This is a genomic window from Pseudomonas germanica, assembly GCF_019614655.1.
GTDB lineage: Bacteria > Pseudomonadota > Gammaproteobacteria > Pseudomonadales > Pseudomonadaceae > Aquipseudomonas > Aquipseudomonas neuropathica.
The window spans coordinates 4,475,619-4,497,106 of the sequence record NZ_CP071586.1; the positions used below are offsets into that span (position 1 = coordinate 4,475,619).

Below are 21,488 nucleotides of genomic sequence, written 5' to 3' on the forward strand. Positions count from 1 at the left end.
CTCACAAGCCGCCATCGCGAGCAGGCTCACTGTATGTGTAAATGACACAAAACCTGTGGGAGCGAGCCTGCTCGCGAAGGCGTCGTATCAATCGACATTTGCATCGGTTGACACACCGTTTTCGCGAGCAGGCTCGCTCCCACAGGTTCAGCGGTGGAGCTTAAAGTTCAGCAGCGAGGCGCGAGCCTTGGTTGATCGCGCGTTTGGCATCCAGCTCAGCCGCGACATCCGCACCGCCGATCAGGTGCACGTTCTGCCCCGCTTCCACCAGACCGTCATGCAATTCACGCAGCGGATCCTGCCCCGCGCAAATCACGATGTTGTCCACCGCCAGCACTTGCGGCTCGCCGGTTTCACCGATGCGGATATGCAGGCCTTGGTCATCGATGCTCAGGTATTCAACGCTGTTGAGCATTTGCACCTGCTTGTTCTTCAGACCGGTACGGTGAATCCAGCCAGTGGTTTTACCCAGACCATCACCGACCTTGGTTTTCTTGCGCTGCAACAGAAACACTTCGCGGGCCGGCGCGTGCGGTGCGGCTTTGATCCCGGCCACACCCCCACGGGCCTCCAGTTGCGTATCGATGCCCCACTCTTTCCAGAACGCGGCGCGATCCTGGCTGGTGGCCACGCCTTGGTGAACGAGGAATTCCGAGACGTCGAAACCGATACCACCGGCGCCAATCACCGCTACGCGTTTACCGACCGGCTTGCGCTCAAGGATCACGTCCAGGTAGCTCAGCACCTTGGCATTCTCGACACCCGGAATTGCCGGCACGCGCGGTGCAATGCCAGTGGCGAGGATGATCTCGTCGTAACCGCCTTCCACCAGTTTCGCGACATCGACGCGGGTGTTCAGGCACACCTCGACATTCGTGGTCTGCAACTTGCGTTTGAAGTAGCGCAGGGTTTCGAAGAATTCTTCCTTGCCCGGCACGCGTTTGGCGATGTTGAACTGACCGCCGATTTCGCTGGCCGAATCGAACAACGTCACCTGATGGCCACGCTCAGCCGCCACGGTCGCGGCGGACAAACCGGCAGGGCCGGCGCCAACCACAGCGATTTTCTTGATCTGCTGCACCGGCAGATAATTGAGTTCGGTTTCGTGGCAGGCACGCGGGTTGACCAGGCAACTGGTCAGCTTGCCGCCGAAGGTGTGATCGAGGCACGCCTGATTGCAACCGATGCAGGTGTTGATTTCGTCAGCGCGGCCTTCAGCGGCCTTGTTGACGAAGTCCGGATCGGCGAGGAACGGCCGCGCCATCGAGACCATATCGGCATCGCCTTCAGCCAGAATCTGCTCGGCGATTTCCGGGGTGTTGATGCGGTTGGTGGTGATCAGCGGAATCTTCACCGAACCGCGCAGCTTGGCCGTGACCTTGCTGAATGCCGCACGCGGCACTTTGGTGGCGATGGTCGGGATCCGCGCTTCGTGCCAGCCGATGCCGGTGTTGATGATGGTTGCGCCGGCCTGCTCGATGGCTTTGGCCAGGGTGACGATCTCGTCCCAGGTGCTGCCGCCCTCGACCAGATCGAGCATCGAAAGACGGAAAATGATGATGAAGTTCGGCCCTACCGCCTCGCGCACACGACGAACGATTTCCACCGGCAGGCGCATACGGTTTTCGTAGCTGCCGCCCCAGCGGTCGGTGCGGTGGTTGGTGTGCGCGGCGAGGAACTGGTTAATGAAATAACCTTCCGAGCCCATGATCTCGACGCCGTCGTATTCGGCGGTCTGCGCCAATACCGAACAGGTGACGAAATCGCTGATCTGCTTCTCGATGCCTTCCTCGTCCAGCTCTTTGGGCTTGAACGGGTTGATTGGTGCCTGAATCGCGCTCGGCGCGACTTGTTTCGGGCTGTAGGCATAACGCCCGGCGTGGAGGATCTGCATGCAGATCTTGCCGCCCGCGTCGTGCACTGCGCGGGTGACGATGCGGTGCTTGAGCGCTTCTTCCTCGGTGGTCAGCTTGGCCGCCCCGGAGTACACGCCGCCCTCGTCGTTCGGGCCGATACCGCCAGTGACCATCAGGCCAACGCCGCCACGGGCACGTTCGGCGAAGTACGCCGCCATGCGCTCGAAACCGCCCGGTTTTTCTTCCAAACCGGTGTGCATCGAACCCATCAAGGTGCGGTTGCGCAGCGTGGTGAATCCCAGGTCCAGCGGGGCCAACAGGTGCGGGTAATGAGCGGCGGTCATCGGTAACTCCACAACGAGCGATCACGGAAAAGTTGCGGGCGCTCTGCGGCTCCCGTCAGTCATGTTCGACAGACTAAGAGGCGCATCGCTGTCACTCAATGACCGTAACTGACAACTTATTGATCCAAATGCGCAGCACCCCTTGGCAATCAGGTCCATGGGCCCTACCCTAGTCGCCATACCCTGTACCCGGTAGCTGTTGGTTTTCATGCGCAAACTTTTGTACCTGTTCTTCTCCATGGCCCTCGTCGCCGCCCTGACCACCTACGCCATGTGGGCGGCGGACCGGCCGGCGGGCCATTACCTGTCGGACTTACGCATTAAAGTGGCGATCGATCAGGGCATCCCCGCCGATCGTGGCAATCTGCTGGGCATCCAGCCCGAGCTGTTTCCCACCGATTATCAAAGCACCGAACGCTTGCACCGCAAACTCGCAGCCTATCTGCAGCAAGCCCAGGATCAAGGCCTGCTGAACGACAAAACCGTCGTGGTGTTGCCGGAGAACGTCGGCACCTGGCTGCTGCTCAGCGGCGAGAAAGACGAGCTGTATCAGGCCCCGACCCTCGCCGAGGCGATGAACTGGCTGGCGGCGAGCAATCCCTTGCTGTTCGCCCGCGCCTGGCTCAGCGCCAACGGCAGCGACCGCCTCAACGACGCGTACCTGCGGATGAAAGCCAAGGCGATGGCCAAGGATTACCAGGCGCTGTTCGGTGGTCTGGCCAAAGAATTTCACGTGACCCTGGTGGCCGGCTCGATCGTATTACCGGAACCCAGCGTTCGCGATGGCCAGCTCAAACCCGGTAGCGGTGCCCTGTTCAACAGCAGCGTGGTGTTCGGCCGCGATGGCGTGCCGCTGGGCCAGCCGCAACGGCAGATGCACCCGGTATTCGATCAGCGCGAAGTGCTCGAAAGCGCAGACAAACACGCGCTCAACGTGGTCGACACCCCGGCCGGACGCCTTGGCGTATTGATTGGCAGCGACAGTTGGTACCCCGACAATTACCGCAAACTCGACGAGCAAAACGCACAATTGATCGCGGTACCGGCGCAGGTATTCGGTCAAGGTGCGTGGAATCAGCCATGGCGCGGTTACAAAGGTTCAAGCACACCGGGGTCGGTCAGCCTCAAACCCGGTGAAGTCACCGAAGGACAAGCCTGGCATCGGCTGACACTGACCGCGCAACCACCGAGCAGTCGAGCGATTGCCGGCATCAGTGTGTTCCTGCGCGGGCAGTTCTGGGACAAGGCCAGTGCCGGTCAGAGTTTCCTCAGCAGCAACGGTCAGCAGTTCGCCGATGGCGATGCCCGTGGCGCGCGTTTGTTGAACATCTGGTTGTAAGCCATGAAGCCCCTGCCGATGCGCCTCGGGGACCTGTCGGTGGGCTTCGTTCACAGCCTCGCCGACGCCGTGCGCAGTCATGGGGCGGATCCGCAGCCGTTGCTGGAGCAATATGGTCTGGACGCCGCGCGACTGGCCGAGGCCGGGGCGCGTTTGTCGATTCCGCGCTATATGCGCCTGGGCCACGCGGCGATTCAGTTGACCGGTGACCCGGCGCTGGGCTTGCGCATGGGTCAGCTCAGTCGCCTGAGCCAGGCCGGACTGGCCGGCGTTACCGCCGCACAGGCGCCAACCGTGCGCGAAGCCGCGCGCTGTCTGATCCGTTTCGAGGCGTTGTACGGTTCCAACTATCGCGGTCAGTCCAGTTTCCACGAAGATGCCCATGGCGCGTGGCTGCGTTTCTATTCGATCAGCCCGTACAACGCCTATAACCGTTTTGTCGTGGACTCGATCATTGCCGGATGGCTGCATCAGCTCTCCAGTGTCAGCCGCGAACCGCTGCGCGCCGAACGCATTGAAATCGAATTCGATGAGCCGGACTACCGCGAGGCGTACGACTTGCTGGGGGATTGCCCGATCCAGTTCGGTGCCGAGGGCAATCAACTGCGCCTGAGCCTGAACAGCCTCGCACAGCGCAATCCCGAGCATTGCCCGAGTACCTGGCGGCATCTGCTGCAATTGTGTGAACGTGAGCTGGAGCAATTGACTCGCACCCGCAGCCTGCGCGAACGCATCACTCAACTGTTGGGGCCATTGCTCAATGGTGGCCGGGAACCCGACCTGGAAGAAGTGGCGGCACGCCTGAAGCTGCCGACCTGGACGTTGCGGCGCAAACTGGCCGAGGAAGGCACGCAGTTTCGCGCAATCCTCAATGACACTCGCCGGGACCTGGCGATGACTTACATCCGCGATACCGAACTGGCATTCGGTGAAATCGCCTACCTGCTGGGTTTTGCTTCAGCCGAGGCGTTCCAGCGCGCCTTCAAACGCTGGAGCAGTCAGACGCCCGGCGAATTCCGCCGCAGTCACCGCAAGACGGCATAAACGCAGCTGCAAGCTGCAAGTTAAAGCTCGGTGGCGTCTTCGGCTGGCTCGGGTGGGTCCAGTTCAAAGGCCTGGTATTCGAGCAGCTCTTCTTGATATTCATCCATCGTGTAATCCCCCTGCTGCTCTCTTGAATGGGCCTGAGCAAATGCCCAGTGCCTCGAGCTTAACGTGCTCGTATGAAGGAAAAGTGAAACCCGGCCTTCATGAATAAAACGTAGCAGGTGGTCAGGAATTTATCGCAGGATTTTTGTCAGGGGAATGTAACTAGATTTTAAGTGCACCAAAAACCACTGTGGGAGCGAGCCTGCTCGCGAAGGCCTCGGCCCCTTCAGCACATAGGTGACTGAAGGTCCGTCTTCGCGAGCAGGCTCGCTCCCACAGGGATTTGGGGTGAGGCTGGTTTATTGGCCGGACGCTGGCATCGCCGGAATCGGCTCGGAGGGCGGCGGGATGTCCGGGTTGGCCGGTGGCGTGATGGTTTCGGTCGTCGATGCTGGCGCCGGTTCCGCGCTCGGGGCCGGAGTGATCGGCGCGGCCTCTGCTGGTGGCGCAACCGGTTCAGACGTCACTGGCGCGACCTCGGCAGGTGCGGGAGCGGGCTCCACTGCAGGAGCAGGGGTTGCGGCGGGCGCAGGCGTTGGCGTTGGCGTTGGTACCAACGCTGCCGGAGCCGCCTTCGCCTCAGGCACGCCGAGGTCAGCCTTCGGCTTCTCTTCGATATGCGCGGCTTTTTTTGCTTCCGCCGGCAGGAACAACTCCACCAACGTGAAGAAGCGCTCATAGAACTTCTGCGACGTCACCGTCTCGCTGGCAACCTTGACCATCGAATCGTCGGACGAGCCGATCGGCATCGACACCGAGCCCAACACCCCCACGCCGAGGCTGGCCGAGTTGTTGGTCTTCTTCAGCGCGTAGCGATCCTGCAGGGCGTTGGCGAACATCGTCGCATGGTGCCCGGCACTGCCGTCATCGGCGCAGACCACGTTGAAGCTGATCTCCATGTGGGTGTCGCCGGTTTGCTGGAAGCTCTTGTGGCCACTGACCAGTTTCGGGTCACTGCTGGTGATGATGTAGCCCTGGCTGAGCAATGCACGGCGCGCCGCTTCGCAGCTGACCGCGTCGGTCACCGGGTAATTGCGCGAAAACGTACCGGAGTCATCGAAGTTCTCATGCTCATACATCGGCTTGTCTTTCGAACAGCCGGCAACAGCGGTCAACAACAGCGCCAACCCGACAACACGCATGGGAGTGGAAATCAACATTGAACATCCTGAGAGAAAACAGTCCGGGGCGTATTGTGCAACAGATCACGCCCCGGCGGCGCATGGATTAGTGTCTTAAAGCAGTTACAACTCTATCGACCTTCAGTTGCGGGAAAAAGTCGCAATGCCAGATGATCGATGAACACGCGCAACTTTGCCGTGGCGTGGCGACTGGATGGCCATAGGACCCAGAACTGTCCGGTGTGTTCCAGATGCGTATCAAGCACGCGACGCAAACGGCCTTGAGCCTCGGCCTCCCGGGTCATGAAATCCGGCAGACAGGCAATGCCCATGCCGGCCAGCGCCGCGTGGCTCACCGCCTCAATCGACGTGCTGACCAACCGTGTCGGCAACGTCGCCTCTGCGGCGCCTTCCACGCGGATCAGCGGCCAGGTTTCCAGTTTGCCAGTGGCATGAAACGTATGCCGAAGGCACGCGTGAGCCGCTAGATCGCCGGGCTTTTGCGGCTCCCCGCGCTGCTCCAGATACGCCGGACTGGCCACTAGCACCATATGAAACTCGCCCAACGCTCGCGCCATCAGTCGGGAGTCTCGTGGTTTGCCGGTGCGGATCACCGCGTCGAAGCCTTCTTCAACCACATCGACCATGCGATCAGTCAAGTCCAGATCCAGTTCAATCTGCGGGTACAACGCCATGAACTCGTTCATCACCGGCATCACTAGGCCATGCACCTGCGGCAGGCTGATGCGTAACTTGCCGTGGGGTTTGGCAGCGGCGTCACACAACTCAAACTCCGCCGCCTCGACTTCCGCGAGAATCTTGCGACACCGCTCAAGAAACAGCGCACCTTCACTGGTCAGCGTGACGCTGCGGGTGGTGCGTTGAAACAGCCGCACACCCAGTCGCGCTTCCAGTCGCGCAATACTTTTGCCCACCGCCGACGATGACACCCCTTGCAGCCGACCAGCTTCGGTAAAACTGCGAGTCTCGGCGACCTGAACAAACACCGAAATACCGCCCAGGCTATCCATACCAATCTCCCATTGCTGACATCCGTGTCCGATATGTTCGGAACCTTAACCCGTTTTTCGCCGATGTGCAGCGCCCTACCCTGTGCTCCTCGTCAACTCTGCACATGGATGCCGGCTCATGAACGACACACAACTCGATTGCCCCACACTTGAACGCCCCGTCGACCGCCGCGAGCGACTCCCCCTCGGCGCGCTACTGGCACTGGCCACCGCCGGATTCATCACGGTCATGACTGAAGCCATGCCTGCCGGCCTGTTGCCGCAGATGAGCAGCAGCCTGAACGTTTCCCAGGCGCTGATCGGCCAATTGGTCACGCTGTACGCGATCGGTTCGATACTCGCTGCAATTCCCCTGACGATCGCCACCCGCGGCTGGCGCCGCAGACCACTTTTGCTGTCCGCTATCGGCGGCTTTGCCATCGCCAACAGCATCACCGCCCTGTCGGAGTGGTACTGGCTGACCCTTATCGCACGCTTTATCGCCGGGGTATTTGCCGGTTTGCTTTGGGCACTGCTGGCGGGATACGCGAGCCGCATGGTCGCCCCACACCTGCAAGGTCGCGCCATTACCGTGGCCATGCTCGGCGCGCCGCTTGCGCTGTCGCTGGGAATACCCGCAGGCACCCTGCTCGGCACCCTGGTCGGCTGGCGTCTGAGCTTCGCCATCATGACCGCGCTGACCGTTGTGCTGGTGATCTGGGTACGCTGGCAAGTACCGGATTTCGCCGGCGAACGCGTGGGAAACCGCCTGCCACTGCGTCAGGTATTGACCTTGCCTGGCGTGCGATCCGTGTTATTGGTCACCCTCACCTACGTCGTCGCGCACAACTTGTTGTACACCTACATCGCGCCGTTCCTGCAACCGTCCGGGCTGGACGCCAATGTCGACCGCGTGCTGCTGGCATTCGGCCTCGCTTCAGTGTTGAGCTTATGGATCGTCGGCAGCCTGATTGACCGCTGGCTGCGCGAACTGGTGTTGATCAGTGCCGGGTTGTTCATGCTGTCCGCGATAGCACTGGGCCTGTGGCGCGACTCGCCCAACGTCATTTACATAGCCACCGCCATCTGGGGACTGGCGTTTGGCGCCATGCCATCGCTGCTGCAAACCGCCTCGGCGAAAACGGCGAAAGAGGCTGCCGATACGGCGCAATCGATGCTGGTTACCCTGTGGAATGTCGGGATTGCTGGTGGGGGCTTGGTGGGTGGTTTGTTGCTGGGAAACCCCGGGGTGGGGGTATTCCCGTGGATTGTTGCTGGATTGTTGGTGTTGACTTTGTATGTGGCGGTCAAAGCTCGGGATCATGGTTTTCCAAGAGCCGGATGAGATCGGATGCCCGGCTGAATTAGCTCCGGTCTGCGGGAAATGGGTCGATTGGCAGGCCGCCTTCGCGAGCAGGCTCGCTCCTACAATTGGAATGAGTACATCCGCAAAAAACAGGTCGGCTTTCAGGCCACCTTCGCGAGCAGGCTCGCTCCTACAATTGGAATGAGTACATCCGCAAAAAACAGGTCGGCTGTCAGGCCGCCTTCGCGAGCAGGCTCGCTCCTACAATTGGAATGAGTACATCCGCAAAAAACAGGTCGGCTGTCAGGCCGCCTTCGCGAGCAGGCTCACTCCTACAATTGGAATGAGTACATCCGCAAAAAACAGGTCGGCTGTCAGGCCGCCTTCGCGAGCAGGCTCGCTCCTACAATTGGAATGAGTACATCCGCAAAAAACAGGTCGGCTGTCAGGCCGCCTTCGCGAGCAGGCTCACTCCTACAATTGGAATGAGTACATCCGCAAAAAACAGGTCGGCTGTCAGGCCGCTATCGCGAGCAGGCTCGCTCCTACAATTGGAATGAGTACATCCGCAAAAAACAGGTCGGCTGTCAGGCCGCCTTCGCGAGCAGGCTCGCTCCTACAATTGGAATGAGTACATCCGCAAAAAACAGGTCGGCTGTCAGGCCGCCTTCGCGAGCAGGCTCGCTCCTACAATTGGAATGAGTACATCCGCAAAAAACAGGTCGGCTGTCAGGCCGCCTTCGCGAGCAGGCTCGCTCCTACAATTGGAATGAGTACATCCGCAAAAAACAGGTCGGCTGTCAGGCCGCCTTCGCGAGCAGGCTCGCTCCTACAATTGGAATGAGTACATCCGCAAAAAACAGGCGGCTGTCAGGCCGCCTTCGCGAGCAGGCTCACTCCTACAATTGGAATGAGTACATCCGCAAAAAACAGGTCGGCTGTCAGGCCGCCTTCGCGAGCAGGCTCACTCCTACAATTGGAATGAGTACATCCGCAAAAAACAGGTCGGCTGTCAGGCCGCCTTCGCGAGCAGGCTCACTCCTACAATTGGAATGAGTACATCCGCAAAAAACAGGTCGGCTGTCAGGCCGCCTTCGCGAGCAGGCTCGCTCCTACAATTGGAATGAGTACATCCGCAAAAAACAGGTCGGCTGTCAGGCCGCCTTCGCGAGCAGGCTCGCACACAGAAGAGCAACAGCAGAACGCATGCGGCTTTTGCTCCTCACCACTCACAGGATGAGCGTTAGCTCGGCTGCAGCTTTTGATCCTGATCTGAAGGCCCGTCGGCAGGCTGAGTGGAGGGCTTGATCCGGGCGTGGGAGCGCAGCGACCGTTTGGCGAAGCCAAACACAGCGGGAGTAGGTGCAGCGAAGCAAACCGGAGACGCTGCGCCCGGATCAATCCTGCAGCGAAGGAACCCCGAGCTTTAGCGAGTGGGCCGAACGTCAGGGCAAAGACCTTTGGTTCCTTTGGGGCGTTTGCCAAAGGGACTCGCCGTAAGGGCGAAACCGCCAGCGGCAACACCCGCAGCAACGGATATTCACCCAAAACCCCAAGAACATGGCCGGCCCAAAGGCCGCCACTACCCAAAGCCCAAAAAAAAGCCCCGACCTATTCAGGCCGGGGCTCTCATCACATCTCAGTCAACCATCAAAACCGCTTGATGTCAGCCTGAGCTTCCAACTGCTTGCGATAAGCAGCAAAGTCCTGCTGCCCCTCACGCGAAGCAAGGAAACGACGGTACTGAACCTTCTCTTCATCCGTCGGCGCAGCCGCTTCGTTAACACCATTCAGACGCACGATCATCAGACTGCCATCCGGCAACGTCACGCTGGTGAACGTCGGCTTGTCCTTCGCAGCCGGCTTCGGCATACGGAACAACGCTTGCAGCACCGCCGGATCAACACCTTCCTGACCACGGGTGGCCGCTTCAGTGGCTTTCCAGTTCTGACCATCAACCGCCTTGTCCAACGGCGCCTTGCCATCGCGCAGATCCGCGATCAGCTTCTCGGCCTTGGTCTTGGCAGCCGCGCTGGCGTGTTCTTTGGTCAACTGGGTGCGGATCGCCGCACTCACGTTTTCCAGCGGCAGTTGCGCAGGCTTGAGGTGTTCCTTGGAACGCAGCACGATCACGGTTTCCGGATCCAGCTCGATGGCGGTGCTATTGGCACCTTCGTCGATCACTTCGGTGCTGAACGCAGCAGTAACCACGGCGCGGTTCGCCGCAACACTTTCGCCACCTTCACGGCCGAATGGCTTGGAGGTGTGCACGGTCAGCTTCAGATCTGCCGCTGGCTGAGCCAGGTCAGACGCTTCGAATGCGGAGTCTTCCAGTTGCTTGGTCGCCTCGACAAAACGCTGCTCGACCTGAGCGGCTTTCAGCTCGCGGGTGAGCTTGTCTTTCAGGCTGGCCAGGGTCGGCACTTCAGGCGCTTCCACACCCAACAGCTTGATCAAGTGATAACCGAAGTCGGTACGAATCGGCTCGGACACCTGGTCTTTCGACAAGGAGTACAAGGCTTTTTCAAACGCCGGATCGTAAACGCCAGGGCCTGCATAACCGAGGTCGCCGCCATTGTTGGCCGAACCCGGATCCTGCGAGAACTCTTTGGCCAGCGCTTCAAACTTCTCGCCCTTGGCCAGACGCGCCTGGACGTCTTCAATCTTCGCTTTGGCCTGAGCCTCGGTGGTCTTGTCGTTCACTTCGATCAGAATGTGCGCGGCACGACGCTGTTCCGACAGGTTGGCGATCTCTTTCTGATACGCCGCCTGCAGGTCTTCGTCCTTGACGGCAACCTGATCGAAGAACGAAGACTTCTTCAGTTCTACGTAATCGATGATCACTTGATCCGGAGTCATGAACTCCTTGGCGTGCTCGTCGTAGTAAGCCTTGACCTCGTCGTCGGTCAGTTTGACCGCCGCCGGGTCAGCCTTGACGTTCAGGGTCGCGAAATCGCGGGTCTGTTTTTCCAGACGGGCAAATGCCAGCACTTCGGCGTCAGTGACGAAACCACTGCCCGCCACACCGGCGCGCAGTTGGCCGATCAGCATTTCCTGAGCCAGCATCTGGCGGAATTGCATACGGCTGTAACCCAGTTGACGGATCACCTGGTCGAAACGCTCGGAGCTGAACTTGCCGTCCACCTGGAATTCAGGTGTCTGCAGGATCACTTGGTCCAGTGCGCCTTCGGAGAAAGCGAATTTCGCTTGCTCTGCACCTTGCAGCAGCAGCTTGCGATCGATCAGACCCTTGAGGGCCGATTCGCGCAGCATTTTTTCGTCGAGCAAGGAAGCATCGAAGTCCTTGCCCAGCTGTTGCATCAGCTGACGGCGTTGCATATCAACGGCCTGGCTCAGCTCGTTCTGGCTGATTTCATCACCGTTGACCTTGGCCGCCTCATTCTTGTGAGTCGTGGCCTGGAAAATGGCGTCGAAACCGGTCAGAGCCATCAGTGCAACGATGACCCCGATAATGGTCTTGGCAATCCAGCCTTGTGAATTGTCCCTGATATTCTGCAGCATGCGTCCCCCAGAAACGGTTGAACTTCAAAATTAGGCAACCGTGGAGCGTGGGTAGAATCCGGATAGAAGAAAGGCGCATCCGAGGATGCGCCTTCTCGTAACTGGCGGAGCGGACAGGGCTCGAACCCTCGATCCCGGCGTTACAGACAACTGTTTCAGCTACCTGTTCTACCGCTCCGCTGCCAAGTCAGGCATGACCCCGACCCGGATGGGTAAAAACCTGAAAACTTAGTTAACAGCTTCTTTCAGTGCTTTACCGGCTTTGAAACCTGGCTTCTTGGCAGCCGGGATTTCCAGAGTCTTGCCGGTTTGAGGGTTACGACCGGTACGAGCCGGACGGTCCGTCACGGAGAAAGTACCGAAACCAACCAGAACAACGGAGTCGCCAGCCTTCAGAGCGCCAGTGACGGATTCGATTACAGCGTCCAGCGCACGGCCAGCAGCAGCTTTCGGGATATCAGCGGATGCAGCGATAGCATCAATCAGTTCCGACTTGTTCACTCTAAGTCCCCTTATATCTATTTTGAGATGATTCTAAGTTTTTTGGTGAAAGCAAAAACGAGTGCTGAATGGCCTACAGACACTTAAGAGCCGCTTTATAACAAGGGCTCTAAAAAACTGTCAAGGAAGCCCCCCAGGCAAAAGCGTATTAATGCGTGCTAATTCTTTCCTTAGAGTCAGACTCACGTTTTTCGTCCTTGGCAACTATCTCGGGAGCCACATCCGGCAAGGGCTCCGGCGCGTATTGCAGCGCAATTTGCAGGACCTCGTCAATCCATTTAACCGGTTTAATCTGCAGATCCTGCTTGATATTGTCAGGAATCTCCTTCAGATCACGTACGTTCTCTTCCGGAATAATCACGATCTTGATTCCGCCGCGGTGAGCCGCCAGCAGTTTTTCCTTCAGACCGCCAATCGCCAGCACTTGACCACGCAGCGTGATTTCACCGGTCATGGCGACATCAGCGCGCACCGGAATGCCGGTCAATGCCGACACCAGCGCCGTACACATGCCTACGCCAGCGCTAGGGCCGTCTTTCGGCGTCGCCCCTTCCGGCATGTGGATGTGCGTGTCGCGCTTCTCGTGGAAGTCCAGAGGAATGCCCAGGCTCTTGGCCCGGCTACGCACTACAGTGAGCGCGGCAGTGATCGATTCGACCATCACATCGCCCAGCGAACCGGTTTTGATCAACTGACCCTTACCCGGCACAACCGCGGCTTCGATGGTCAGCAATTCACCGCCAACCTGAGTCCAGGCAAGGCCGGTGACCTGACCGATCTGATCCTGTTGCTCGGCCAGACCGTAGCGGAATTTGCGTACACCCAAGAAGTGTTCCAGCAAGTCAGCTGTCACTTTCACCGAGAAGCGTTTTTCCAGTGCGTGCTCTTTAACGGCCTTGCGGCAGACCTTGGCGATCTGACGTTCGAGGCCACGCACACCGGCTTCACGGGTGTAGTAACGGATGATGTCGCGGATCGCTTCAGCGTCGAATTCCAGCTCGCCCTTTTTCAGACCGTTAGCGGCGATCTGCTTTGGCGAGAGGTATTTGACGGCGATGTTGATCTTTTCGTCTTCGGTGTAGCCCGGCAGACGGATCACTTCCATCCGGTCGAGCAGCGCCGGCGGGATGTTCATCGAGTTCGAGGTGCACAGGAACATCACATCCGAGAGGTCGTAATCGACTTCCAGATAATGGTCGTTGAAGTTGTGGTTCTGCTCCGGATCGAGCACTTCCAGCAACGCCGACGCCGGGTCGCCACGCATGTCGCTGCCCATTTTGTCGATTTCATCGAGCAAGAACAGCGGGTTGCGCACACCCACTTTTGTCATCTTTTGAATCAATCTTCCTGGCATCGAACCGATGTAAGTCCGACGGTGACCACGGATTTCCGCTTCATCACGCACGCCACCGAGGGCCATGCGCACGAATTTGCGGTTGGTGGCATGGGCAATCGACTCCGCCAGCGAGGTTTTACCCACGCCCGGAGGACCGACCAGGCACAACACCGGGCCACGGATTTTCTTCACGCGCTTTTGCACGGCGAGGTATTCAAGGATACGTTCCTTGACCTCTTCGAGGCCGTAGTGATCGGCATCGAGAATGTCTTCTGCGCGCGCCAGGTCCAGGCGTACCTTGCTCTGCGCCTTCCACGGCACTTGCACCAGCCAGTCGATGTACGAGCGCACCACGGTGGCCTCAGCGGACATCGGCGACATTTGCTTGAGCTTGTTGAGCTCGGCAGTGGCTTTGGCTAACGCGTCTTTCGGCAGACCGGCAGCGTCGATACGCTTCTTGAGGTCTTCGATTTCGTTGTGGCCTTCGTCGCTGTCGCCGAGCTCTTTCTGAATGGCCTTCATCTGCTCATTCAGGTAGTACTCGCGCTGACTGCGCTCCATTTGCTTTTTGACGCGGCCACGAATGCGTTTTTCGACTTGCAGCAGATCGATCTCGGCATCCAGCAACGCCAGAACGTGCTCGACCCGGGCCGACAAATCGATGATTTCGAGGATTTCCTGCTTCTGCTCGATTTTCAGCGCCATGTGCGCCGCCATGGTGTCGACCAGGCGACCCGGCTCATCGATGCTGTTGAGCGACGACAGGACTTCAGCCGGGACCTTCTTGCCCAACTGTACATATTGTTCGAACTGCGACAGCAGTGTGCGCACGAACACTTCGGATTCGCGCTCGGCAGCGTCGACTTCTTCGATCAGCGAGACTTCGGCACGGCAATGGCCGTCGACTTCGCTGAAGCGTTCGACGGTGCCACGCTGCTCACCCTCGACCAGAACCTTGACGGTGCCGTCAGGCAGCTTGAGAAGCTGTAGAACAGTGGCGATGGTACCTACGCGATAGAGAGCGTCTTCACCGGGATCGTCGTCAGCCGGGTTTCTCTGGGCCAGCAGCAGGATCTGCTTGTCGCCCGTCATCGCGGCCTCGAGGGCTTCGATGGATTTCTCGCGCCCCACGAACAGCGGGATAACCATGTGCGGATAAACCACGACATCACGCAATGGCAGGAGAGGCAATTCGATGGTTGTCTTCATGATTTCGCCTCTACGGCGGCCATATGGCCGTAATCAGATGGAATTGAGCTTGAAACCAAGATGGGGGCTGCCTTGAAAAAAAACAAGCACAAAGCGGATGTAAAAAATGACATAAAAAAAAAGAGGCCCGAAGGCCCCTTCTTTATTCCAGCAGACTGGACGCTTAAGCGTCCGGCGCTGCCTTGGCCGTCGGCTCACTGTTTTCGTAGATATACAGTGGCTTGGACTTGCCTTCGATCACGCTTTCATCGATCACGACTTTGCTCACCTCGGACTGCGAGGGGATTTCATACATCGTGTCGAGCAGTACACCTTCGAGAATCGAGCGCAGACCACGAGCACCGGTTTTACGTTCCAGGGCACGCTTGGCGACCGATTTCAGTGCGTCGGTCCGGAATTCCAGATCCACGCCTTCCATCTCGAACAGCTTGGCATACTGTTTGGTCAGAGCATTTTTCGGCTCGGTGAGGATCTGCATCAGCGCAGCCTCATCCAGCTCGTCCAGCGTCGCGAGGACCGGCAGACGACCGACGAATTCCGGGATCAGACCGAACTTGACCAGATCGTCAGGCTCGACTTCACGCAGGGATTCACCGACTTTCTTGCCTTCTTCCTTGCTGCGTACTTCTGCGTTGAAGCCGATGCCGCCCTTGGTGGAACGGTTTTGAATAACCTTCTCCAGACCAGAGAACGCACCACCGCAGATGAACAGGATGTTACGGGTGTCGACCTGCAGGAATTCCTGCTGCGGGTGCTTGCGACCACCTTGCGGCGGTACGGAAGCGACCGTGCCTTCGATCAACTTCAGCAAGGCCTGTTGCACGCCTTCACCGGAAACGTCCCGGGTGATCGACGGGTTGTCGGACTTGCGGGAAATCTTGTCGATTTCGTCGATGTAGACAATACCCATCTGGGCTTTCTCTACGTCGTAATCGCACTTCTGCAGCAGCTTCTGAATGATGTTCTCGACATCTTCACCCACGTAACCCGCCTCGGTGAGGGTGGTTGCGTCGGCAATGGTGAACGGAACGTTCAGCAAGCGGGCCAGTGTTTCGGCCAGCAGGGTTTTACCGGAGCCTGTCGGGCCGATCAGCAGGATGTTGCTCTTGCCGAGTTCGACGTCATCAGCCTTCTTGTCACGCTGGTTCAGGCGCTTGTAGTGGTTGTACACCGCTACGGCCAAAACCTTTTTCGCACGCTCCTGACCAATGACGTACTGATCAAGGATGCCGCTGATTTCTTTAGGCGAAGGCAATTTATGCGCGCTGCTCTCGGCCTGGGCTTCCTGCACCTCCTCGCGGATGATGTCATTGCACAGGTCGACGCACTCGTCGCAGATAAAGACCGAGGGGCCGGCAATCAATTTGCGCACTTCATGCTGGCTTTTGCCACAGAAGGAGCAATAGAGCAGCTTGCCGTTGTCCTCGCCGTTGCGGGTGTCAGTCATTCGTTCGATCCAAATCCGATAGGCTTGCAACACAAGATGAAGGCTATTGCGGGCTTTTTCAAGCCCGCCGCTGATCAGACAAGCCGACCAAGCCTATTTTGAGCTGCTTATTTTAAGCTGGGCGCTGGTTGATCACTTCGTCGATCAGGCCATATTCCTTCGCAGCTTCTGCACTCATGAAGTTGTCGCGATTGGTATCACGCTCGATTTCTTCCAGAGTACGCCCGCTGTGTTTGGCCATCAGCGTGTTCAGACGCTCGCGAATGAAGAGGATTTCCTTGGCGTGGATTTCGATGTCCGACGCCTGGCCCTGGAAACCGCCCAGTGGCTGGTGAATCATCACGCGCGAGTTCGGCAGGCAGAAACGCTTGCCCGGGGCACCTGCGGTCAGCAGGAATGCGCCCATGCTGCAGGCCTGGCCGATGCAGGTGGTCGACACGTTCGGTTTGATGAACTGCATGGTGTCGTAGATCGACATGCCTGCAGTCACCGAACCGCCCGGGGAGTTGATGTAGAGATGGATGTCCTTGTCCGGGTTTTCGGCTTCAAGGAACAGCAGTTGCGCACAGATCAGGTTGGCCATGTAGTCCTCTACCGGACCAACCAGAAAGATCACTCGCTCCTTGAGCAGGCGCGAATAGATGTCATAGGCGCGTTCGCCACGAGCAGATTGCTCGACAACCATCGGGACCAGGCCGCCGGCGGCCTGGATATCAGAGTTCTGCTGAATATAAGAATTACGGAACATGCTCTGCAGTCGCTCCCAAATAGTTATGTCTTGAATACGCATAAGCCAGCTCGAGAGCTGGCTTATGGTGTGTACTTCTTAACGCGGAATCAATCAGTCGGCTTTTGGAGCTTCTACCGGCTTGACTGCTTCTTCGTAAGAGACCGCTTTGTCGGTCACACTAGCTTTCTGCAGAACAGTATCCACAACTTGCTCTTCCAGCACAACCGAACGCACTTCGTTCAGCTGCTGCTCGTTTTTGTAGTACCACGACACAACCTGCTCAGGCTCCTGGTAAGCGGAAGCCATTTCCTGAATCATTTCGCGAACGCGAGCTTCGTCAGGCTTCAGGTCGAATTGCTTGACCACTTCAGCAACGATCAGACCCAGCACGACGCGGCGCTTGGCTTGCTCTTCGAACAGCTCGGCCGGCAGTTGATCAGGCTTGATGTTGCCACCGAACTGCTGAACAGCCTGCACACGCAGACGGTCAACTTCGTTGGACAGCAGCGCCTTAGGCACTTCGATCGGGTTGGTGGCCAGCAGACCGTCCATTACCTGATTCTTGACCTTGGATTTGATCGCCTGACGCAGTTCACGCTCCATGTTCTTGCGAACCTCGGTGCGGAAACCGTCGATGCCGCTTTCCTTGATGCCGAATTGAGCGAAGAACTCTTCGTTCAGCTCTGGCAGCTTAGGCTCGGAAACAGTGTTGACAGTAACGGTGAACTCGGCGGTTTTGCCAGCCAGGTCCAGGTTCTGATAGTCCTCTGGGAAGGTCAGGTTCAGAACGCGCTCTTCGCCAGCTTTAGCGCCAACCAGACCTTCTTCGAAGCCCGGGATCATGCGGCCGGAACCCAGCACCAGCTGAGTGCCTTTGGCGGAACCGCCAGCGAACACTTCGCCGTCAACCTTGCCAACGAAATCGATGTTCAGCTGGTCTTCGTTCTGGGCAGCGCGATCGGCCACTTCAAAACGGGTGTTCTGCTTGCGCAGGATGTCGAGCATCTTGTCCAGGTCAGCGTCAGCTACGTCAGCGCTCAGGCGCTCAACGGTGATGCCGTCGAAACCGGCAACGGTGAACTCAGGGAACACTTCGAATACAGCAACGTATTCCAGGTCTTTGCCCGCTTCGAGCGACTTAGGCTCGATCGATGGCGAACCTGCCGGGTTCAGCTTCTGCTCAACCACAGCTTCGTAGAAGGAGGACTGGATCACGTCGCCTACGGCTTCCTGACGAGCATCAGCACCGAAACGGCGCTTGATTTCGCTCATTGGCACTTTGCCTGGACGGAAGCCAGCAATCTTGGCCTTTTGGGCAGTCTGCTGCAGACGCTTGTTGACCTGGCTCTCAATGCGCTCAGCCGGCACGGTGACGCTCATGCGGCGCTCAAGAGCAGTAGTATTTTCAACAGAAACTTGCATGGATATTCCTCGTTGCACAGACGTTAGCCGGCCGTTTCCGACCCCAGAATCAAGGGCATGCATTCTAGTGGGTCAAACTCAAGAAGTCACCCTACTGAAAACGGGTAAAAAAACAGCAGGCAATTTATAGGGATCGATGCACGGATGCAGCGCGTCCCACAGGCGAATACAACCAATCACGCCAGGGCTCTGCGCCAACCGCTTCTATATATAGAAGAGGCTGCCAATCAGTCCCTGACGGCCGAACCTGCAAGCAAGTCCGGCGAGCAGCACAGCATCATCGAGCAACATAAATACGACGAAGCGCCCTGCCCCTGCGCCCCGAAACCGGCAATCGCCGCTTTTCAGAACCGCTAAAACAAAAAAGGCGCCAGACTGTTAAATCTGGCGCCTTTCGAAATATGGGGTGGACGATGGGGATCGAACCCACGACAACGGGAGTCACAATCCCGTGCTCTACCAACTGAGCTACGCCCACCATATTGCGTAACAAAAAAGCCAAACAACTTCTTTGTTGAAACCTCACCAGCCCGAAGACATGAATGAAGCTTTAATTGGTGCGGATGAAGAGACTCGAACTCTTACGCCTCGCGGCGCTGGAACCTAAATCCAGTGTGTCTACCAATTCCACCACATCCGCGATGAAGCTTTTAAAGCAAAGGCGCCAGACTGTTACATCTGGCGCCTTTCGAAATATGGGGTGGACGATGGGGATCGAACCCACGACAACGGGAGTCACAATCCCGTGCTCTACCAACTGAGCTACGCCCACCATATCGCGTTACTTGTGCCAAAGCTGCCTAATGGCGCACCCGGCAGGACTCGAACCTGCGACCATCCGCTTAGAAGGCGGATGCTCTATCCAGCTGAGCTACGGGCGCCTTATTAATCTGTACTCTTAAAGGACTACAAACTAAGTGCTTTCCAGTGTTGCAGAACCTTGATTCCGCTTCACCTTCTTAACCAGTGCTAGGCTGTGCCCGACAAGTGCGACGAATAGTATAGAGCGCTCCGAAGGTCGTCAAATCCTTTTTGAAAAAAATTCATTTAATTAAAGGAGTTAGAGGAATTTGCTGACCAAGCGCCTTTGCCCTCACCGCTCGACATGCGAGAATGCGTTCTCATTTTTTCCCCTCTCGATGGTTAATCACGCGCAATGACTGCACAACTAATCGACGGCAAATCGATCGCCGCCAGCCTGCGCCAGCAGATCGCCCAACGAGTTGCCGAGCGTCGCCAGCAAGGCCTGCGCACTCCCGGCCTCGCGGTGATCCTGGTCGGCAGCGATCCTGCCTCTCAGGTTTATGTCTCGCACAAGCGTAAAGACTGTGAAGAGGTTGGCTTCCTCTCTCAAGCCTACGACCTGCCCTCCGACACCACGCAAGACGCGCTGACCGATCTGATCGATCGCCTCAACGACGACCCTGCAATCGACGGCATCCTGCTTCAGCTGCCGCTGCCCGAGCACCTGGATGCCTCCAAATTGCTGGAGCGCATTCGCCCGGACAAAGACGTCGACGGCTTCCATCCTTATAACGTCGGCCGCCTGGCCCAGCGCATTCCGCTGCTGCGTCCCTGCACACCTAAAGGCATCATGACGCTGCTGGAAAGCACTGGCGCTGACCTTTATGGCATGGACGCAGTGGTCGTCGGCGCCTCCAACATCGTCGGTCGCCCGATGGCGATGGAGTTGTTGTTGGCCGGCTGCACCGTGACCGTGACTCACCGTTTCACCAAGGATCTGGCCGGCCACGTTGGTCGTGCCGATCTGGTGGTGGTGGCCGCCGGCAAGCCGGGCCTGGTCAAAGGCGAGTGGATCAAAGAAGGCGCGATCGTGATCGACGTCGGCATCAACCGTCAGGACGACGGCAAACTGGTCGGCGACGTCGTCTACGAAACCGCCCTGCCCCGCGCTGGCTGGATCACTCCAGTGCCGGGTGGCGTAGGTCCGATGACCCGCGCCTGCCTGCTGGAAAACACGCTCTACGCGGCAGAAACCCTGCACGCCTGAGTGGTACTTTCAGCACTAAGAAAAACCCGCCTCGTGCGGGTTTTTTCATGCCTGAGAAAAAACTGTAACCGTTCGCCGGAAACCCCTCTTTTTACAGGCCTTTTCACGAGTTTTTCAGGTCATTCAAACAACCATCGACAGATCTTCAGCCATACTCCTAGAATGCGACGCTTTGAAGAAATAACCCGTTACAAACTAACGGAATATCCAACCTTTATGAGTTCGCCCGCGTGAAAATTCGTCTTTCGATTCTGAGCCTGTTTTTTGCTTTTACAGGCACATTCATCACGCCAACGATCAACGCTGCGGAAACCACCGCTGCCCCACGTGACGCTTCGAGCCTGAAGATCGCCTCCGGCAGCGCACTGCTCATGGATATGCAGACCAACAAAGTCATCTACTCCAGCAACCCTGACGTGATCGTGCCGATCGCTTCTGTCAGCAAGCTCATGACTGGATTGGTAGTGGTTGAAGCCCGGCAGAACATGGACGAATGGATCAATGTCGATATCAGCAACACACCGGAAATGAGGGGTGTGTTCTCTCGAGTCAAACTCAAGAGTGAGCTGCCGCGTCGCGAGATGCTGCTGATCGCCTTGATGTCTTCGGAGAACCGCGCGGCCGCCAGCCTCGCTCACCACTATCCGGGAGGTTACGCGGCCTTTATCGCGGCCATGAACGCGAAAGCCAAGGCACTGGGCATGACCAGTACGCACTTTGTCGAACCGACAGGCCTGTCGGAGCGTAACGTTTCCACCGCCCGCGACCTGAGCAAGCTGCTGGTGGCCGCGCATAAGTACCCGCTCCTCAGCGAACTCACCACCACCAAGGAAAAGACCGTGTCTTTCCGCAAACCTAACTACACCCTGGGTTTCCGCAATACCGACCACCTGGTGAACAAGGCCGACTGGGACATCAAGATCACCAAAACCGGTTTCACCAATCCTGCCGGTCACTGCCTGGTGCTGGTGACGAAGATGGGTAACCGTCCGGTCGCGCTGGTCATTCTCGACGCCTTCGGCAAATACACCCACTTCGCCGATGCCAGCCGTATTCGCAGTTGGGTGGAAACCGGTAAGAGCGCCAACGTTCCTGCGGTGGCGCAACAATACAAGGCCGAGAAAAACCTTAAGTCACGCCAGAGCGGTGTGGTTGAAGCGTCCAAGTAACCCGAGCGCGCAAGAA

The 21,488-nt window shown here is 58.0% G+C and carries 14 protein-coding genes and 4 tRNA genes; 5 read left to right on the forward strand and 13 right to left on the reverse strand.

Annotated elements, in window-relative coordinates:
- Window positions 1-160: 160 nt before the first annotated feature.
- Window positions 161-2,200 carry an NADPH-dependent 2,4-dienoyl-CoA reductase gene (locus J0G10_RS19660; RefSeq protein ID WP_093434064.1) on the reverse strand — a complete coding sequence of 680 codons (2,040 nt, stop codon included), beginning with the start codon at window positions 2,198-2,200 and terminating at the stop codon, window positions 161-163.
- Between the two features lie 208 nt (window positions 2,201-2,408).
- On the opposite strand from J0G10_RS19660, the gene J0G10_RS19665 reads away from it, so the two are divergent.
- Both J0G10_RS19665 and J0G10_RS19670 read left to right on the forward strand, forming a co-directional pair.
- Complete coding sequence (locus J0G10_RS19665; RefSeq protein WP_220556520.1) at window positions 2,409-3,539, forward strand: carbon-nitrogen hydrolase family protein; 1,131 nt, start codon at window positions 2,409-2,411, stop codon at window positions 3,537-3,539.
- A gap of 3 nt (window positions 3,540-3,542) precedes the next feature.
- On the forward strand, window positions 3,543-4,583 hold the full coding sequence (locus J0G10_RS19670) for an AraC family transcriptional regulator (RefSeq protein ID WP_095050811.1): 1,041 nt from the start codon (window positions 3,543-3,545) through the stop codon (window positions 4,581-4,583).
- A 404-nt stretch (window positions 4,584-4,987) separates the two neighbouring features.
- Here the strand turns inward: J0G10_RS19670 and J0G10_RS19675 are convergent, their stop codons facing one another.
- A complete protein-coding gene (locus J0G10_RS19675; protein ID WP_220556521.1) occupies window positions 4,988-5,848 on the reverse strand; it encodes a DUF2242 domain-containing protein in 861 nt (286 codons plus the stop codon).
- A 92-nt stretch (window positions 5,849-5,940) separates the two neighbouring features.
- The gene (locus J0G10_RS19680) at window positions 5,941-6,840 is read right to left on the reverse strand and encodes a LysR family transcriptional regulator (RefSeq protein WP_095050813.1); all 900 of its coding nucleotides are present in this window, start codon (window positions 6,838-6,840) and stop codon (window positions 5,941-5,943) included.
- A 118-nt stretch (window positions 6,841-6,958) separates the two neighbouring features.
- Between J0G10_RS19680 and J0G10_RS19685 the strand changes: the two genes are divergently transcribed.
- A complete protein-coding gene (locus J0G10_RS19685; protein ID WP_220556522.1) occupies window positions 6,959-8,164 on the forward strand; it encodes an MFS transporter in 1,206 nt (401 codons plus the stop codon).
- A gap of 1,611 nt (window positions 8,165-9,775) precedes the next feature.
- Here the strand turns inward: J0G10_RS19685 and J0G10_RS19690 are convergent.
- The 10 genes from J0G10_RS19690 to J0G10_RS19735 form a co-directional block, all read right to left on the reverse strand.
- Window positions 9,776-11,647, reverse strand: coding sequence for a SurA N-terminal domain-containing protein (locus J0G10_RS19690; protein ID WP_220556523.1), 1,872 nt, complete (start codon window positions 11,645-11,647; stop codon window positions 9,776-9,778).
- 228 nt (window positions 11,648-11,875) lie between these two features.
- Window positions 11,876-12,148 carry an HU family DNA-binding protein gene (locus tag J0G10_RS19695; protein WP_003183171.1) on the reverse strand — a complete coding sequence of 91 codons (273 nt, stop codon included), beginning with the start codon at window positions 12,146-12,148 and terminating at the stop codon, window positions 11,876-11,878.
- Window positions 12,149-12,296: 148 nt separating this feature from the next.
- Complete coding sequence (gene lon, locus J0G10_RS19700; protein WP_007917325.1) at window positions 12,297-14,693, reverse strand: endopeptidase La; 2,397 nt, start codon at window positions 14,691-14,693, stop codon at window positions 12,297-12,299.
- A 163-nt stretch (window positions 14,694-14,856) separates the two neighbouring features.
- The gene (gene clpX / locus J0G10_RS19705) at window positions 14,857-16,140 is read right to left on the reverse strand and encodes an ATP-dependent Clp protease ATP-binding subunit ClpX (RefSeq protein WP_003223632.1); all 1,284 of its coding nucleotides are present in this window, start codon (window positions 16,138-16,140) and stop codon (window positions 14,857-14,859) included.
- A gap of 112 nt (window positions 16,141-16,252) precedes the next feature.
- The gene (clpP, locus tag J0G10_RS19710) at window positions 16,253-16,888 is read right to left on the reverse strand and encodes an ATP-dependent Clp endopeptidase proteolytic subunit ClpP (RefSeq protein ID WP_007951559.1); all 636 of its coding nucleotides are present in this window, start codon (window positions 16,886-16,888) and stop codon (window positions 16,253-16,255) included.
- Window positions 16,889-16,981: 93 nt separating this feature from the next.
- Window positions 16,982-18,292 carry a trigger factor gene (gene tig / locus J0G10_RS19715; protein ID WP_095050817.1) on the reverse strand — a complete coding sequence of 437 codons (1,311 nt, stop codon included), beginning with the start codon at window positions 18,290-18,292 and terminating at the stop codon, window positions 16,982-16,984.
- Window positions 18,293-18,694: 402 nt separating this feature from the next.
- Window positions 18,695-18,770, reverse strand: a tRNA-His gene (locus tag J0G10_RS19720).
- Window positions 18,771-18,847: 77 nt separating this feature from the next.
- A tRNA-Leu gene (locus tag J0G10_RS19725) sits at window positions 18,848-18,932 on the reverse strand.
- Window positions 18,933-18,988: 56 nt separating this feature from the next.
- Window positions 18,989-19,064 (reverse strand) — tRNA-His (locus tag J0G10_RS19730).
- Between the two features lie 32 nt (window positions 19,065-19,096).
- Window positions 19,097-19,173 (reverse strand) — tRNA-Arg (locus J0G10_RS19735).
- A gap of 275 nt (window positions 19,174-19,448) precedes the next feature.
- On the opposite strand from J0G10_RS19735, the gene folD reads away from it, so the two are divergent.
- Together folD and pbpG are read left to right on the forward strand one after the other, a co-directional pair.
- Entirely contained in the window at window positions 19,449-20,303 is an 855-nt protein-coding gene (gene folD / locus J0G10_RS19740) for a bifunctional methylenetetrahydrofolate dehydrogenase/methenyltetrahydrofolate cyclohydrolase FolD (protein ID WP_038362797.1), read from the forward strand.
- Window positions 20,304-20,533: 230 nt separating this feature from the next.
- On the forward strand, window positions 20,534-21,472 hold the full coding sequence (gene pbpG, locus J0G10_RS19745) for a D-alanyl-D-alanine endopeptidase (protein ID WP_095050820.1): 939 nt from the start codon (window positions 20,534-20,536) through the stop codon (window positions 21,470-21,472).
- The last annotated feature ends 16 nt before the right edge of the window (window positions 21,473-21,488 follow it).

Excerpts from the sequence above, each read along its gene's own strand:
- J0G10_RS19660 (WP_093434064.1), bottom strand. The coding sequence starts at position 2,200 with ATGACCGCCGCTCATTACCCGCACCTGTTGGCCCCGCTGGACCTGGGA.
- J0G10_RS19665 (WP_220556520.1), top strand. The coding sequence starts at position 2,409 with ATGCGCAAACTTTTGTACCTGTTCTTCTCCATGGCCCTCGTCGCCGCC.
- J0G10_RS19670 (WP_095050811.1), top strand. The coding sequence starts at position 3,543 with ATGAAGCCCCTGCCGATGCGCCTCGGGGACCTGTCGGTGGGCTTCGTT.
- J0G10_RS19675 (WP_220556521.1), bottom strand. The coding sequence starts at position 5,848 with ATGTTGATTTCCACTCCCATGCGTGTTGTCGGGTTGGCGCTGTTGTTG.
- J0G10_RS19680 (WP_095050813.1), bottom strand. The coding sequence starts at position 6,840 with ATGGATAGCCTGGGCGGTATTTCGGTGTTTGTTCAGGTCGCCGAGACT.
- J0G10_RS19685 (WP_220556522.1), top strand. The coding sequence starts at position 6,959 with ATGAACGACACACAACTCGATTGCCCCACACTTGAACGCCCCGTCGAC.
- J0G10_RS19690 (WP_220556523.1), bottom strand. The coding sequence starts at position 11,647 with ATGCTGCAGAATATCAGGGACAATTCACAAGGCTGGATTGCCAAGACC.
- lon (WP_007917325.1), bottom strand. The coding sequence starts at position 14,693 with ATGAAGACAACCATCGAATTGCCTCTCCTGCCATTGCGTGATGTCGTG.
- clpX (WP_003223632.1), bottom strand. The coding sequence starts at position 16,140 with ATGACTGACACCCGCAACGGCGAGGACAACGGCAAGCTGCTCTATTGC.
- clpP (WP_007951559.1), bottom strand. The coding sequence starts at position 16,888 with ATGTTCCGTAATTCTTATATTCAGCAGAACTCTGATATCCAGGCCGCC.
- tig (WP_095050817.1), bottom strand. The coding sequence starts at position 18,292 with ATGCAAGTTTCTGTTGAAAATACTACTGCTCTTGAGCGCCGCATGAGC.
- folD (WP_038362797.1), top strand. The coding sequence starts at position 19,449 with ATGACTGCACAACTAATCGACGGCAAATCGATCGCCGCCAGCCTGCGC.